The organism is Klebsiella sp. MS 92-3 (assembly GCF_000195655.1).
Classification (GTDB): Bacteria; Pseudomonadota; Gammaproteobacteria; order Enterobacterales; family Enterobacteriaceae; genus Klebsiella; species Klebsiella pneumoniae.
The window spans coordinates 39371-54392 of sequence record NZ_GL882861.1 but is presented as its reverse complement, the minus strand read 5'-3'; the positions used below and the strand labels follow the sequence as shown (position 1 = coordinate 54392).

The following is a 15022-nucleotide window of genomic DNA, read 5'->3' as shown; positions in this document are numbered from 1 at the left end:
GGGGGGGGGTGGGGGGCGGGGGGGGGGGGGTGTGCCCCCGCGCGGGGCGCGGGACTGCCGAAGATAAAGCCGGCAGGGACTTTGTTGTAGCCCGCATGAAGGCGCTGGGCCTGAGCGTGTCAATTGATGCTATCGGTAATGTCACCGGCGTTTATCACGGCGAGGAAACGTTGCCGATGGTGATGATGGGGTCACATATCGATACCGTCGCCACAGGTGGGTTATACGATGGCAACTACGGCGTTATGGCCGGCCTTGAGGTGATTGCCACCCTCCAGGATGCCGGGATCCGCACCCGACGACCGTTGGCGGTAACCTTCTTTACTAACGAGGAGGGGGTGCGATTTCAGCCCGATATGATGGGCAGCGTGGTGTTTGCCGGCGAGTATCCGTTGGCGCAGGCGCTCGCGGCAAAAGATATCGACGGTATCACGCTCGATGAAGCGCTGCGTAACATTGGTTATAAAGGCGAACGTCAGCCGGGAGATATGGCGGTAGATAGCTACGTTGAGCTGCATATCGAACAGGGACCAATTCTTGATAAAGAGCAGATTGATATTGGCGTGGTTACCGGCGTACAGGGTATTTCGTGGCAGGAATTAACCCTGAGAGGCGTATCGAATCATGCGGGTACAACCCCAATGTCCATGAGACGTGATGCCGGGCTGGCGGCTGCGAAAATCGCTGTTTTTGCCCGTGAGCTGGCGCTAAGCCTTGGTGGTAATCAGGTAGCTACCGTTGGACATTTCAGCGTGAAGCCTAATCTAATCAACGTCATTCCCAACCATGTCGTCATGTCAGTGGATCTCCGCAATACCGATAATGCGATCTTATGTCTGGCGGAGCAGCAATTGGCCGAATTTGTCGCGAAAACGTCGCAGGAAGAGGGCGTGGAGATAACCAGCCGCTCACTGGTGCGCTTTAATCCGGTCATCTTTGCCGATGAGATCGTCAATGCGGTGGAAGCCGAGGCGGAGCGTCAGGCGCTCAGTTACCGACGTTTGCCAAGCGGCGCCGGACACGATGCACAATTTATGGCGTCGGTATGTCCCGCCGGGATGATTTTTGTCCCCTGCGTCGATGGCATTAGCCATAACGTCAAAGAACATAGCGCAGCCAAAGATCTGATTGCTGGCGCCAATGTGCTGCTGCAGGTGGTTTTACAGCGCGCCCAGCGTATGGACTAATGTTTACAGGAGCAGAGAATGAATCAGCAACAGCTAAAGCAGCAGCTTATCGCCTGGCGTCACTATTTGCATGCCCATCCGGAAAGCGCCTTCGAGGAGCAGAATACTTCACGGTTTATTGCCGAAAAGCTCGAAGCTATGGGCATTGAGGTGCACCGCGATATTGGCAAAACCGGGGTGGTGGGGAGATTGAAATGCGGCGACGGGAAGGGCGTTATCGCTATTCGTGCCGATATCGATGCCATTCAATTGACCGAACAGGGAGACTGGTCTTACCGCTCCATGACCGCCGAGCGGATGCACGGCTGCGGACATGATGGTCATACCTGCATTGCGCTGGGCGCGGCGCAGTTGCTATTGCAGCGGCAGAATTTTAACGGCACGGTCTGCTTTGTTTTTCAGCCTGCTGAGGAACCTGGCTATGGCGCCAGAGCGATGATGGACGATGGCGTTATTGAACGCTTTGGCATAGAGGAAATCTACGGTCTGCATAATATGCCGGGTATGAAAGCCGGGACTATCGCCACGCGAGTCGGTGGCATTATGGCCAGTGAAGATAACTTTATTATTCGTATTAAAGGGCAGGGAGCGCATGCGGCGCGGCCGCATATGGCGAAAGATCCGCTGGTCATTGCGGCGGAAATCATCCTGGCTTTGCAGACAATTGTTTCGCGAAATGTTGATCCGAACGTGCCAGCGGTCATTTCCTGTACTGAACTGCACACCGATGGCATCCGCAATGCGATTCCGACGCACGTCGAAATCAAAGGGGATACGCGCAGCTTTGCACCGGAGGTGCAGATGCTGCTCGAAGAACGAATGCGTACCATTAGCGAAGCGATTTGCGCGATGCACGGTGCGACGTGCCAGTTCAGCTATACCCATGAATTTGCGCCAACGGTGAACTGGCAGCAATGCGTTGATGTAGCGGTCACCGCTGCGATTAACGTGGTAGGGGCTGAGAAGGTGGACGGCAACGTCGCACAGATGATGATTTCGGAGGATTTTGGCGCTTTTCTGCAAAAAATCCCCGGCTGTTTCATCTTTTTAGGCAACGGCGATAGTTCAGATGCTCAGGGCAATACACCGTTGCATAATGCCTGCTACGACTTTAATGATGAGATATTGCTAACTGGCGCGGAGTATTTTGCCGAGGTCGTCAGAGCCCGTTTGCCGCAGGAGTGATATTGATTGGCCCGATAGCAGAATGCCGTCGGGCCATGTTTTTTAGCTTGCCTTTTTAATCGGCGGCAGGTCGAAAGCCTCGCGCAGGGCGCGGACGAAGGCCTTATCGTGGCAGATGGTTTTCCCCGGGCTGTCGGAGAGTTTCGCCACCGGCTTGCCGTTACATTCCACCAGCTTAATCACGATATTGAGCGGTTTAACCAGCGGCAGATCGCAGGTTAAACGGGTGCCGATCCCAAAGCTGAGCTTCACCCGCGAGGCGAAGTGGCGATACAGATCGACGGCTTTGGCCAGGTCGAGATTGTCGGAGAAGACCAGCACTTTGCTCAGCGGATCGATACCCAGCTTCTGATAATGGGCGATAGCTTTTTCTCCCCATTCCACCGGGTCGCCGGAATCGTGGCGCAACCCCTGATAGCGGGTGGCGAATTCCGGACCGAAATCGCGCAGGAACGCATCCATAGTGATGCAGTCGGTCAGCGCGATGCCCAGCTGGTCGGGATACTCTTCCAGCCAGGCGGCAAGGGCCGCCCGCTGGCTGCTGGCAAGGCTGGGGCTGATCTGCTGGTGGGCCTGGAACCACTCATGGGCCTGGGTACCCATCGGGGTTAAATTCAGACGGCGCGCCAGATCGTAATTGCTGGTGCCGACAAACCATGGTTCCTGCTGCAGACGCCGCACAATACCTTCCTGCACCTCGCGTGAGAAACGACGGCGGGTGCCGAAGTCCATCAGACGGAAGGCGCTCATGTCGAGGTCAGCGGTCATAGTGGCGAAGTCGCCTAGCTTATGTTCCAGCGTGTTGAGCGCCTGATCGACGCCCATCTCTGGTGAACGATAGCGATGGACCAACTCGCTTATCACCGCCAGCAGCGGGACTTCCCACATGATGGCTTCCTGCCATGGGCCGGTAAGGCGAATGTTCAGCTTACCATTGTCATTGCTGACCGTGACCTGGCTCGGGTCATAGCGAAAATCGCGCAGCCAGTTGAGGTAATCCTGGCGAAAAAAGGGAAGGGTGGACAGCCAGCGATATTCATCATCCCGCAGCCTCAGGTCGCGCATGGACTCCACCTGCTCGCGGATCGCGTCGGCATAGATGCCGAGCAGGTCGTCTCCGCGGCAGCGAAACTCCGCCGCCACATGCACATCGCCGTAGCGGTGGAAGACAGCCTGCTGCATGTGCAGCTTATAGGCATCCGTATCAAGCAGCGAGTGCAGTACAGGAGAAGTGAATTGTGTCATGGTGCGCAGTAGCATCCTCTCACTGGAGCGTTCCATCGAAACCAACGCGGAAAATGGAGGCGGAGTATACCTTTATTACCCGACTCTGTCCCGCGATGGCGAGCAATGGTGACGCTGACGGTCATTTGCGAGGCCTAGTTTAATATATTGAACATGGATCACACCACAAGCTTTGCGTCGGGTCGAGGGCATTTCGTGCCGCGAGTGTTAACAAAATGTAGCGATTTCCGTGTTTCACGTTGAAAAGATGAAGATTCTGCATAGCGCGATTGACACAACAGGAATAGACTGGGACGACACTTTACCGAAGATGCTAAAGGTTTTTTATGACACAACAGCCCCAAGCCAAATACCGCCACGACTATCGTGCGCCGGAGTATCTGATTAGCGATATCGATTTGACCTTTGACCTGGATGCCGCAAAAACCGTTGTTACGGCCGAAAGCAAGGTCTCCCGCCACGCGGCTGCGTCTGATGTGCCATTGCGCCTGGACGGCGAAGATCTGACCCTGATCGCTCTGCAGGTGAACGGCCAGCCGTGGAGTGACTATAAAGAAGAAAACAATCAGCTGGTGATCGGCGGCCTGCCGGAGCATTTCACCCTGACCATCGTCAATGAGATCAGCCCGGCGGCGAACACCGCGCTGGAAGGCCTGTATCAGTCAGGCGAAGCGCTGTGCACCCAGTGCGAAGCGGAAGGTTTCCGCCATATCACCTGGTATCTGGACCGTCCGGATGTGCTGGCGCGCTTTACCACCAAAATTATCGCCGATAAAGCGAAATACCCGTTCCTGCTTTCCAACGGCAACCGTATGGCGGAAGGGGAGCTGGAGAACGGTCGTCACTGGGTACAGTGGCAGGATCCGTTCCCGAAGCCGTGCTATCTGTTTGCGCTGGTGGCCGGTGATTTTGACGTCCTGCGCGATTCATTCCGCACCCGCTCTGGCCGCGAAGTGGCGCTGGAGCTGTACGTCGATCGCGGCAACCTCGATCGCGCGCCCTGGGCGATGACCTCGCTGAAAAACTCTATGAAGTGGGATGAGGAGCGCTTTGGCCTCGAGTACGACCTCGATATCTATATGATTGTCGCCGTCGACTTCTTTAATATGGGTGCCATGGAGAACAAAGGACTCAACGTCTTTAACTCCAAATATGTTCTGGCTCGTACCGATACCGCCACCGATAAAGACTACCTCGATATTGAGCGCGTGATTGGTCATGAATATTTCCATAACTGGACCGGCAACCGCGTCACCTGTCGTGACTGGTTCCAGCTCAGCCTGAAAGAGGGGCTGACCGTGTTCCGCGATCAGGAGTTCAGTTCCGACCTCGGCTCACGGGCGGTGAACCGCATCAACAACGTGCGCACCATGCGCGGGCTGCAGTTTGCCGAAGACGCCAGCCCGATGGCGCACCCGATCCGTCCGGATATGGTTATCGAGATGAACAACTTCTACACCCTGACGGTCTATGAAAAGGGTGCCGAAGTGATCCGCATGTTGCACACCCTGCTGGGTGAAGAAAACTTCCAGAAAGGGATGCAGCTGTACTTTGAACGCCATGACGGCAGCGCCGCCACCTGCGACGATTTCGTGCAGGCGATGGAAGATGCCTCTAACGTCGACCTGTCGCACTTCCGCCTCTGGTACAGCCAGTCCGGTACGCCAATCGTCACCGTGCATGACGACTATAATCCGGAGACCGAGCAGTATACGTTGACCATCAGCCAGCGTACGCCGCCGACCGCCGAGCAGGCCGAGAAGCAGCCGCTGCATATCCCGTTTGCCATTGAGCTGTACGATAACGAGGGCAAGGTGATCCCCCTGCAGAAGGGTGGCCACCCGGTACACCCGGTGCTTAATGTGACCCAGGCCGAGCAGACGTTTGTCTTCGATAACGTTTATTTCCAGCCGGTGCCGGCGCTGCTGTGCGAATTTTCAGCGCCTGTGAAACTGGAATACAAGTGGAGCGATCAGCAGCTGACCTTCCTGATGCGTCACGCGCGGAATGATTTCTCGCGCTGGGATGCGGCGCAGAGCCTGCTGGCGACTTACATCAAGCTGAACGTCAACCGCCATCAGCAGGGGCAGCCGCTGTCGCTGCCGGTGCACGTAGCGGATGCCTTCCGCGCCATCCTGCTGGATGAGAAGATTGATCCGGCGCTGGCCGCTGAGATCTTAACCCTGCCGTCAGCCAACGAAATCGCCGAGATGTTCGCGATTATCGATCCGATCGCCATCGCCGCCGTGCGCGAAGCGCTCACCCGCACCCTGGCGAACGAACTGGCGGACGAATTCCTCGCGGTTTATAACGCCAATAAGCTCGACAGCTATCGGGTGGAGCACGCCGATATTGGTAAACGTGCTCTGCGCAATACCTGCCTGCGCTATCTGGCGTTTGCGGAACCGACGCTGGGCGATAAGCTGGTGGCGACGCAGTATCACCAGGCAGATAACATGACCGACGCGCTGGCCGCCCTGTCGGCGGCGGTTGCCGCTGAGTTGCCGTGCCGCGATGCGCTGATGCAGGAGTACGATGACAAATGGCATCAGGACGGTCTGGTGATGGATAAGTGGTTTATCCTGCAGTCCACCAGCCCGGCAGCCAACGTGGTGGAAACCGTGCGCGGTCTGCTGAACCACCGTTCGTTCAGCATGAGCAACCCGAACCGTGTGCGCTCGTTAATCGGCGCTTTCGCCAGCAGCAACCCGGCGGCGTTCCATGCTGAAGATGGCAGCGGCTATCAGTTCCTGGTGGAGATGCTGACCGAGCTTAACCAGCGTAACCCGCAGGTGGCGTCGCGCCTGATTGAGCCGTTGATTCGTCTGAAGCGTTATGATGAGAAGCGACAGGCGCTGATGCGCGCCGCGCTGGAGCAGCTGAAGGGGCTGGAGAATCTCTCTGGCGACCTGTTCGAGAAAATCAGTAAGGCGCTGGCGTAACGGTGGCATAACCCCGGGCTGCGGCGCGCCTTGCGCCCTGTCCGGGTTACCCGTTAACGTGGTGATGTTGTCGGGCGGCGCGATGCTTACCCGACCTGGAATACACGGCTGATTTGGCGTTGGTAGCCCGGCTGTGCAACGCGCGAGCCGGGGACATGTCGGATGACGATATGCCCCCGTTCAGACAGCGGACAGTAACGCCGGTCAGCCATGACTAAACAAACGCGGCGCACGCTCGCTGTCGCCGCGTTTCATCACCCGATCCAGTACTTCAGCCTCCAGCTCGGCCAGCTTCGCCGAACCGGTGCGCCGCGGTCGCGGGATATCCACGCTTAAATCGAGGCCAATCTTCTTCTCTTCAATTAACAGTACCCGATCGGCCATGGCCACCGCTTCACTGACGTCGTGCGTGACCAGCAGGACCGTAAAGCCATGCTCCTGCCACAGGGAGACGATCAGCTCCTGCATCTCCAGACGGGTGAGGGCATCCAGCGCCCCCAGCGGTTCGTCCAGCAGCAGCAGGCGCGGGCGATGGATCAGCGCGCGGGCCAGCGCAACGCGCTGCTTCTGCCCACCCGACAGCGCGGCCGGCCACTCCTGTGCGCGGCTTTCAAGTCCGACGCTGGCCAACGCCTGCAGGGCGGCGTCGCGCCAGGCGCCTTTTAGCCCCAGCCCCACGTTATCAATCACTGTTTTCCACGGCAGCAGGCGCGCATCCTGAAACATCATCCGGGTGTCGTCCTGGATTGCCGCCAGGGGCGTCGCGCCCGCCAGCAGCTCGCCGGCGTTTGGTTTTTCCAGACCTGCCAGCAGGCGCAGCAGGGTACTTTTGCCGCCGCCGCTGCGGCCCACCACCGCCACAAACTGGCCGCTGGGAATATGCAGATCCAGCTCGTTAAGAATGGTGTTGTCGCCATAGCGTTTCGTCACCCCGTTCAGCAGCAGCGGGATACCTGGGTTGAGACGGGCAGTGTTCATGCGTTAGCCTCCTGAAGATGATACGCCGGATTCCAGCGCAGCCAGAGCCGTTCCAGCAGCTGGGCGCAGACGTCGGCCAGTTTGCCAAGGATGGCGTAAAGAATGATCGCCACTACCACCACGTCGGTTTGCAGAAATTCACGCGCGTTCATCGCCAGATAACCGATGCCGGCATTCGCCGAGATAGTTTCGGCGACAATAAGCGTCAGCCACATCAGACCAAGGGCAAAACGCACGCCGACCATAACTGAGGGCAGGGCGCCGGGTAATATCACGTGACGGAACAGGGCGAAGCCGGATAAGCCATAGCTGCGCGCCATCTCAACCAGCCCACGGTCAATATTGCGGATCCCGTGCCAGGTGTTGATATAGATCGGGAACAGGGTGCCCAGCGAGACAAGGAAGATCTTGGCGGTCTCATCGATGCCGAACCACAAGATCACCAGCGGGATCAGCGCCAGATGCGGGACATTGCGCAGCATCTGGATCGAGGTATCCAGCAGACGCTCGCCCCAGCGAGACAGGCCGCTGATCAGGCCGAGTATTAGCCCGATCGAGCCGCCGATGGCGAAGCCGACCAGCGCCCGCCATGAGCTGATGGCCAGATGCTGCCACAGCTCACCGCTGGCCGAGAGGGTCCAGAACGCTTTCAATACCCCCTCCGGCGAGGGCAGCACCCGCGTCGACAGCCAGCCGACGGACGAGGCCAGCTGCCAGACAATGACCGTCCCTACCGGCAGCAGCCAGGGGGCGAGGCGTAACAACAGGGGATGGGTTGATTTTGCCATCACGGTCTCCTCAGCTTTGCGCTACTTTACGCGGAATAAACTCGTTGGCGACCGCTTCCCCCTGCAGACGCAGGTTTTGCGGCTGCGGGATGGACGGCACCGCGACGTCAAGCAGGGGGAACAGCAGCTCTCCGACCCGGTACGCCTCTTCCAGATGCGGATAGCCGGAAAAGATAAAGCTATCGATACCCAGCGCGGCGTATTCATTGATCCTTTCGGCAACGGTGGCGGCATCGCCCACCAGCGCGGTCCCGGCGCCGCCGCGCGCTAAACCCACGCCAGCCCACAGGTTGGGGCTGATTTCCAGCTTATCGCGTCGCCCGTTGTGCAGGGCCGCCATCCTTTGCTGGCCAACGGAGTCGGTTCTGGCGAAAGCCGCCTGGGCGCGGGCGATCGTCTCGTCGTCAAGATGGGAGATAAGGCTGTCCGCCGCCTGCCACGCTTCCTCGTTGGTTTCCCTGACGATCACGTGCAGACGGATGCCAAAACGCACCTGGCGACCATGCCGGGCGGCTTTCTCTCGCACCTGAGCTATTTTCTCTGCCACCTGGGCCGGCGGTTCTCCCCAGGTAAGATAAAGATCGACCTGCTCAGCGGCCAGCTCCTGCGCTACCTCAGACGAGCCGCCGAAATAGAGGGGGGGACGCGGCTGCTGCAGTGGCGGAAACAGCAGTTTGGCGTCGCGAACGCGCTGATGCTTGCCGTTAAAGGTGACGGTTTCTCCCTCCATCAGCTTGCGCCAGATGTGGGTAAATTCAGCCGAGGCCTCATAGCGCTCGGTGTGGTCGAGGAAGACGCCGTCGCCTGCCAGTTCGGCAGGATCGCTGCCGGTGACCAGATTGAACAGCGCCCGGCCGTTTGACAGCCGGTCCAGGGTCGCCGCCTGACGCGCGGCCACCGTCGGCGATACCACGCTTGGCCTGAGGGCGACAAGGAACTTCAGCCGCTGCGTCACCGGGATCATTGAGGCCGCGACCAGCCACGCATCCTCACAAGAGCGTCCGGTCGGGATCAGCACGCCGGTGAAGCCCAGCCGATCCGCCGTCTGCGCGATTTGCTGCAGATAGCCATAATCGACCGGACGGGCACCCTCTTCGGTACCCAGATAACGACCATCACCATGGGTCGGTAAAAACCAGAACATATTCAGACTCATGATTTCGCTCCTTGTGTGGCGGTGGGCTGCCAAATGCGGGCCCGGATATCAACTTTTTGTGGCACCAGCTTGTTCTCGTAGAACAGGTCTGCCGTCTGCTGCTGGCGAGCGGCGGTTTCGGCGCTCACCGGGGTAACCGCGGTGGGGGGACGATGGTCCAGATAGCTGGCGATCACCGCCTCCGGTAAGCCCATCGTTTTCGCCAGCAGCGTAATGCTTTGCGCGCGTTGGCTGTGGGTCAGGGCATCGGCCTGAGTAAAGGTGTCGAGTACGCCTTCAATGAAAGCGCCATTGCGTTCAGCGTAGGGCCGGGAAGCAAGATAGAAGGATCCCGTCTGTTTCAGATCGGTTCCGTCAGTGAGTACCCGGGCGCCGCCCTGCAGCAGCGCGGCGGAGTAGTACGGATCCCAGATGGCCCATGCGTCGACATTGCCCTGCTGGAAGGCGGCGCGCGCATCGGCGGGAGCAAGGTAAACCGGCTGAATATCGCTAAATTTCAGACCTGCGAGCTGTAGGGCGCGCAGCAGCAGATTGTGAGAGCTGGAGCCTTTCTGGAAAGCGACCTTTTTCCCTTTTAACTCAGCAACGTTATGAATCGGGCTGCCCTGCGCCACCAGGATCACCTCCGCCTTGGGCTTGGGCGGCTCCGCGCCGATATAGACCAAATCGGCGCCTGCCGCCTGGGCAAAGATAGGCGGAATATCGCCGGTACTGCCGATATCAATGCTGCCGACGTTCAGCGCCTCCAGCATCTGCGGACCGGCCGGGAACTCAATCCACGAGATATGGGTTTGCGGATAGCGCTGCTCCAGCAGCTGATGGCTCTTCGCCAGCACCATGCTGACGCTGCCTTTCTGGTAGCCGATGCGCAGAGCGTCAGGCGCCGCCGGGGCGGCGTGACCCAGCGTAGAGAATAGCAGCAGTCCGCCCAGAGTCAGGGCGCGGAGAGGATTAAGCATGCTCCACCCCACGCAGAGATGTTAACGACGGCGCACGGCTGCTGGGGCGATGCAGCGCCTGCCAGAAGGTCTCCAGGGCGTCATCAAGGCGCCGCTGCAGATTCGCGGTAAACTGCGGCTTATGCTGGTAATCGGTCACCTGGCTGTCATCAGCGAAGACGCCATGGAGGATCTCCTGGGCCTTGAGGGCATTCAGCACTGGCTTCAGCGCGTAGTCCACCGCCAGCATGTGAGCGATGGTGCCGCCGGTGGCCAGCGGCAGCACAATTTTGCCCTCCAGCGCTCGCTCAGGCAGCAGGTCGAGCAGCGTTTTCAGCGCGCCGGAGAACGAGGCTTTATACACCGGCGTGGCGATGATCAGGCCATCAGCCCCGGCCAGCTGTTCGTTGAGCGTCTGCAGCGCCGGGTTGTCAAAACGAGCGTACAGGAGGTCTTCCGGGGCAAAGTTCTGCAGATGCCAGTGGCAGACTTCGATATCGGCGGCGGTGAGCGTCTCTCTGGCGTATTCCAGCAAAGCGCTGGAACGGGAAGGGTAACGCGGGCTGCCCGCAAGCGTAATGACGCGCATCTCTCTCTCCTTATAACTAAATGTTTGCATTTATCTATAATTGATAACATTTATAGTGAGTGTGACAGAGGGCCATTATTTCCCTAAATGATTTATCCGCGGTTAGATAGCCGAAAAGCGCATAATGGCGCGCGGGGTAGGTAATCGTTTGCGCTGATGGGGGATTTTTTGTCGCAGGTCAATTCCCTTTCCGCAACAGATCGCACATAATACGCCCCCGGTTTGCACACCGGGAATCCAGGAGAGTTCATGTACTACCCCTTCGTTCGTAAAGCCCTTTTTCAGCTCGATCCTGAGCGCGCTCATGAAGTTACCTTTCAACAATTACGCCGTGTCACCGGGACGCCGCTGGAAATGCTGGTTCGCCAGAAGGTACCGGCCAGGCCTGTCACCTGCATGGGGCTAACCTTTAAAAACCCGCTGGGTCTGGCGGCCGGGCTGGATAAAAATGGGGAATGCATTGACGCGCTGGGCGCGATGGGGTTTGGTTCGATTGAGATCGGCACCGTGACGCCGCGTCCGCAGCCGGGCAACGATAAGCCAAGGATCTTCCGTCTGGTTGATGCCGAGGGATTGATCAACCGCATGGGCTTTAATAACCATGGCGTCGATAACCTGGTTGAGAATGTGAAAAAGGCGCATTTTGACGGCGTGCTGGGTATCAATATCGGCAAAAATAAAGATACGCCGGTTGAGCACGGGAAAGATGATTACCTGATTTGTATGGAAAAAGTCTATCCGTACGCCGGGTATATCGCCATTAATATCTCCTCGCCGAATACCCCAGGGCTGCGCACGCTGCAATACGGCGAAGCGCTGGATGATTTACTCTCCGGTATTAAAAATAAGCAGCTCGAGCTGCAGCAGAAGCATCAAAAATATGTCCCGGTCGCCGTAAAGATCGCGCCGGATCTTTTGCCTGAGGAATTGATCCAGGTTGCCGATAGCCTCGTGCGTCATAATATTGATGGCGTGATTGCAACCAATACCACCCTCGATCGTTCCCTGGTTCAGGGAATGAAACATTGCGATGAGACCGGCGGGCTTAGCGGTCGTCCATTACAATTAAAAAGCACTGAAATTATCCGTATGCTCTCCGCTGAGCTGAATGGCCGTTTGCCTATCATCGGCGTGGGCGGCATTGATTCGGTGATTGCCGCGCGGGAAAAGATTGCCGCCGGGGCATCGCTGGTGCAGATCTATTCTGGATTTATTTTTAAAGGTCCGCCGCTGATTAAAGAAATTGTTACCCACATCTAATCTTTTCCTCCTCTGAATCCCACCCAGGGCTTTATTTCCGGCCCTGGTTGTTTTATATTCCCTCACTGTTGCTTATTTAAACATTTTAGACTTTTCTTAATTTTAGAAAATATTCTGCGGTAAGTCGCAACAACTTTGCAGAGGCGTATGAAAGGGGACAGGGGGAAAAATGCGGATTAAACCTGACGATAACTGGCGTTGGTATTACGATGAAGAGCACGACCGCATGATGCTCGATCTGGCCAATGGCATGTTATTTCGCTCGCGCTTCGCCCGGCGCATGCTGACTCCGGATGCCTTTGCCCCTTCGGGATTTTGCGTTGATGACGCCGCGCTCTATTTCTCTTTTGAAGAAAAATGTCGCGATCTCGAGCTATCGAAAGAGCAGCGGGCGGAATTAGTCCTTAACGCGCTCACCGCCATCCGTTTTCTCAAACCGCAGATGCCAAAAAGCTGGCACTTTATCGCCCATACCCATCACTGGCAGCCGAGCGGCGGCGACGCCGCCTGCGTTTGGCTGAGCGATACCGGCGAGCAGGTGAATTTACTGGTGGTGGAGCCGGGCGATAACGCCGCGCTCTGTCTGTTGGCTCAGCCGGGTCTCATCCTTGCCGGCCGCGTCATGCAGCTGGGCGATGTCATTAAAATCATGAATGACAGACTGCAGCCGGCGCAGAGCGCGGTCAGCTACAGTCTGGGGCAGGCGGTTTAAGGCGCCAGGCGTAGCGCTGTTTTCGGTACACAGCTGCAGGCGAGAATAGTGCCATCCCCGGCAACCGCGTTTTTCTTTAACGGACTCACTTCTCCCTCTTCCAGCCGGATGCGGCAGCTGCCGCAGATCCCCGCCCGACACGAATAGGGTACGCGAATGCCCTGTTGTTCCAGTTGCTCCAGCAGCACCTGCTGGTTATTGCCGGTAAACTGTTGACCCTGCCATTCGATGGCAACCGTAGCCTGCTGCTGCGCCTCGGGAGCCGGGGTATCGTCGCTTTCACCTGCCCCGTAGGCTTTCGCCGGGCCGCGGGTAAGGATTTCCACTTCATCTCCCACCCGGATCACCCCGCTGTTGCGGGCAATCAGGTTCTGGCCAAAATCGACATCGCCATTGTCCAGCGCGGTACGAAAACGCTTTAAGGTTTCCAGCGGCTCCCCGGCGGGATGCTTCTGACCGCGCTCCGGGCTGACGGTGGTAAAAATGCAGCGGCTGCACGGCTTAGCGACATCAAACACCACCTCGCCGATGCGGATCACTTTCCAGCTATCTTCATCCCAGGCCGCCGCGCCGGTGACCACAAGGTTAGGGCGAAACTGTTCTATGCTTACGCTGGCCGGGCAGCGCTGTTGCAGATCGCGCAGGGAGGCCTCGTTAGCCAGCAGGTAAGGGTAGCCGTCGGCGAAGGAGAGCGGCACCGCATCATGGCGCTTTACCCGGCGGGTTAGCTGCGGCCCCAGCCAGCGCAGCTGGACATCGCGCTTGAAAAAGCCGCTGAGCCACTGGTTAACGGCGGCGGGCGCGATGAGGGCGGTAAAATGGTTGCCCCAGACTTCGGTCGGCTCGGCCTGCGTGGCGAAATCGCTAAAACGCACCACGGCGCTGCTGCCGTCCGGTGCGGTCAGGTGAAGGCCATCATGCAGCGGCGCCGGAATAAATTTCACCATTTGCGGAAACTGGCGAGCGGTAATAAAGGTCCCGTCGGTTTCGGTGACCATAAACAGGCGATCGAAGGCCAGGCCGCTGATATCAGCAAAGGCGTGGGTCAGGCCTATGCCGCGCATGGATTTAACAGGATGAATAAAAAGTCGCGATAGCGTTACCATACGCTGCCTCCGGGTTCCAAAAATAAGCTTATAACTTTATGACATAGGGCACATATTGGCTATAATGCGCACCAATTTTCTTTAAGTAAAAGTGACGATATGAATTCTCTGTTTGCCAGTACGGCTCGTGGGCTGGAAGAGCTGTTAAAAACTGAACTGGAAGGGCTTGGCGCGACGGACTGCCAGGTAGTCCAGGGCGGGGTCCATTTTCAGGGGGATACGCGCCTGCTGTATCAAAGCCTGATGTGGAGCCGGCTGGCTTCGCGCATCATGCTGCCGCTGGGCGAATGTCGCGTATACAGCGATCTGGATCTGTACCTCGGCGTACAGGCCATTCCGTGGACGGAGATGTTCAACCCTGGCGCCACCTTCGCGGTGCATTTTAGCGGCCTCAATGACGAGATCCGTAACAGCCAGTACGGCGCGCTGAAGGTTAAAGACGCCATTGTCGACAGCTTCACCCGTAAGAATCTACCGCGCCCGAACGTCGATCGTGAGTCGCCCGATCTGCGGATCAACGTCTGGCTGAACAAAGAGACGGCGCACATCTCGCTGGATCTGAGCGGCGAAGGCCTGCACCTGCGCGGCTATCGCGATGGTACCGGAATGGCGCCGATCAAAGAAAATCTCGCGGCGGCGATCGTCATGCGCTCTGGCTGGGTACCGGGTACGCCGCTGCTCGATCCGATGTGCGGCTCCGGTACCCTGCTGATTGAAGCGGCGATGCTGGCGACCGACCGCGCGCCGGGCCTGCACCGCGGCCACTGGGGCTTTGGCGGCTGGGCGCAGCACGATGACGCCATCTGGAAAGAGGTGAAGGCGGAAGCGCAAACCCGCGCTCGTCAGGGATTGGCAGCGTATGAGTCACGCTTCTACGGCTCAGACGTCGACGCGCGCGCGATCGAGCCCGCGCGCCCCCCCCCCCCCCCCCCCCGC

Annotated in this window: 13 protein-coding genes; 6 read left to right on the top strand and 7 right to left on the bottom strand. The window is 58.2% G+C overall.

The window, feature by feature from the left end; translation table 11 throughout:
* The first annotated feature begins 8 nt into the window (after window positions 1–8).
* Window positions 9–1187, top strand: coding sequence for a Zn-dependent hydrolase (locus HMPREF9538_RS02790; RefSeq protein ID WP_071813937.1), 1179 nt, complete (start codon window positions 9–11; stop codon window positions 1185–1187).
* Window positions 1188–1205: 18 nt separating this feature from the next.
* Window positions 1206–2372 carry a M20 aminoacylase family protein gene (locus HMPREF9538_RS02795; protein WP_004147828.1) on the top strand — a complete coding sequence of 389 codons (1167 nt, stop codon included), beginning with the start codon at window positions 1206–1208 and terminating at the stop codon, window positions 2370–2372.
* A gap of 42 nt (window positions 2373–2414) precedes the next feature.
* Here HMPREF9538_RS02795 and pncB read toward each other — a convergent pair whose 3' ends face one another.
* Window positions 2415–3617: a nicotinate phosphoribosyltransferase gene (gene pncB / locus HMPREF9538_RS02800; RefSeq protein WP_032457258.1), complete on the bottom strand. Its 1203-nt coding sequence runs from the start codon at window positions 3615–3617 to the stop codon at window positions 2415–2417.
* A 326-nt stretch (window positions 3618–3943) separates the two neighbouring features.
* On the opposite strand from pncB, the gene pepN reads away from it, so the two are divergent.
* The gene (gene pepN, locus HMPREF9538_RS02805; protein ID WP_002898220.1) at window positions 3944–6559 is read left to right on the top strand and encodes an aminopeptidase N; all 2616 of its coding nucleotides are present in this window, start codon (window positions 3944–3946) and stop codon (window positions 6557–6559) included.
* Window positions 6560–6763: 204 nt separating this feature from the next.
* Here pepN and ssuB read toward each other — a convergent pair whose 3' ends face one another.
* The 5 genes from ssuB to ssuE are packed head-to-tail and all read right to left on the bottom strand — an operon-like array spanning window position 6764 to window position 11008.
* Complete coding sequence (gene ssuB, locus HMPREF9538_RS02810; RefSeq protein ID WP_004150838.1) at window positions 6764–7537, bottom strand: aliphatic sulfonates ABC transporter ATP-binding protein; 774 nt, start codon at window positions 7535–7537, stop codon at window positions 6764–6766.
* Window positions 7534–8325: an aliphatic sulfonate ABC transporter permease SsuC gene (gene ssuC / locus HMPREF9538_RS02815; protein WP_004141755.1), complete on the bottom strand. Its 792-nt coding sequence runs from the start codon at window positions 8323–8325 to the stop codon at window positions 7534–7536. Before ssuC ends, ssuB begins: the two co-directional genes overlap by 4 nt.
* A 10-nt stretch (window positions 8326–8335) precedes the next feature.
* Window positions 8336–9481, bottom strand: coding sequence for an FMNH2-dependent alkanesulfonate monooxygenase (gene ssuD, locus HMPREF9538_RS02820; protein ID WP_002898293.1), 1146 nt, complete (start codon window positions 9479–9481; stop codon window positions 8336–8338).
* Window positions 9478–10440: a sulfonate ABC transporter substrate-binding protein gene (locus HMPREF9538_RS02825; protein WP_004224027.1), complete on the bottom strand. Its 963-nt coding sequence runs from the start codon at window positions 10438–10440 to the stop codon at window positions 9478–9480. The genes ssuD and HMPREF9538_RS02825 overlap by 4 nt, the downstream gene beginning before the upstream one ends.
* Window positions 10433–11008 carry an NADPH-dependent FMN reductase gene (gene ssuE, locus HMPREF9538_RS02830; RefSeq protein ID WP_002898296.1) on the bottom strand — a complete coding sequence of 192 codons (576 nt, stop codon included), beginning with the start codon at window positions 11006–11008 and terminating at the stop codon, window positions 10433–10435. The genes HMPREF9538_RS02825 and ssuE overlap by 8 nt, the downstream gene beginning before the upstream one ends.
* A gap of 249 nt (window positions 11009–11257) precedes the next feature.
* On the opposite strand from ssuE, the gene pyrD reads away from it, so the two are divergent.
* Complete coding sequence (gene pyrD, locus HMPREF9538_RS02835) at window positions 11258–12268, top strand: quinone-dependent dihydroorotate dehydrogenase (protein WP_002898303.1); 1011 nt, start codon at window positions 11258–11260, stop codon at window positions 12266–12268.
* 169 nt (window positions 12269–12437) lie between these two features.
* A complete protein-coding gene (gene zapC, locus HMPREF9538_RS02840; RefSeq protein WP_009486259.1) occupies window positions 12438–12980 on the top strand; it encodes a cell division protein ZapC in 543 nt (180 codons plus the stop codon).
* Here the strand turns inward: zapC and HMPREF9538_RS02845 are convergent.
* The gene (locus HMPREF9538_RS02845; RefSeq protein ID WP_002898310.1) at window positions 12977–14086 is read right to left on the bottom strand and encodes a YcbX family protein; all 1110 of its coding nucleotides are present in this window, start codon (window positions 14084–14086) and stop codon (window positions 12977–12979) included. The two genes, zapC and HMPREF9538_RS02845, sit on opposite strands and share 4 nt — an antisense overlap.
* 99 nt (window positions 14087–14185) lie before the next feature.
* On the opposite strand from HMPREF9538_RS02845, the gene HMPREF9538_RS02850 reads away from it, so the two are divergent.
* The coding region (locus HMPREF9538_RS02850; protein ID WP_009486257.1) for a THUMP domain-containing protein at window positions 14186–15022 on the top strand (837 nt) is incomplete at its 3' end.

What these genes read in the sequence shown, in the direction of transcription:
- pepN (WP_002898220.1), top strand. Translation starts at nt 3,944, where the DNA reads ATGACACAACAGCCCCAAGCCAAATACCGCCACGACTATCGTGCGCCG.
- HMPREF9538_RS02825 (WP_004224027.1), bottom strand. Translation starts at nt 10,440, where the DNA reads ATGCTTAATCCTCTCCGCGCCCTGACTCTGGGCGGACTGCTGCTATTC.
- pncB (WP_032457258.1), bottom strand. Translation starts at nt 3,617, where the DNA reads ATGACACAATTCACTTCTCCTGTACTGCACTCGCTGCTTGATACGGAT.
- zapC (WP_009486259.1), top strand. Translation starts at nt 12,438, where the DNA reads ATGCGGATTAAACCTGACGATAACTGGCGTTGGTATTACGATGAAGAG.
- HMPREF9538_RS02795 (WP_004147828.1), top strand. Translation starts at nt 1,206, where the DNA reads ATGAATCAGCAACAGCTAAAGCAGCAGCTTATCGCCTGGCGTCACTAT.
- ssuE (WP_002898296.1), bottom strand. Translation starts at nt 11,008, where the DNA reads ATGCGCGTCATTACGCTTGCGGGCAGCCCGCGTTACCCTTCCCGTTCC.
- pyrD (WP_002898303.1), top strand. Translation starts at nt 11,258, where the DNA reads ATGTACTACCCCTTCGTTCGTAAAGCCCTTTTTCAGCTCGATCCTGAG.
- HMPREF9538_RS02845 (WP_002898310.1), bottom strand. Translation starts at nt 14,086, where the DNA reads ATGGTAACGCTATCGCGACTTTTTATTCATCCTGTTAAATCCATGCGC.
- ssuC (WP_004141755.1), bottom strand. Translation starts at nt 8,325, where the DNA reads ATGGCAAAATCAACCCATCCCCTGTTGTTACGCCTCGCCCCCTGGCTG.
- ssuB (WP_004150838.1), bottom strand. Translation starts at nt 7,537, where the DNA reads ATGAACACTGCCCGTCTCAACCCAGGTATCCCGCTGCTGCTGAACGGG.
- ssuD (WP_002898293.1), bottom strand. Translation starts at nt 9,481, where the DNA reads ATGAGTCTGAATATGTTCTGGTTTTTACCGACCCATGGTGATGGTCGT.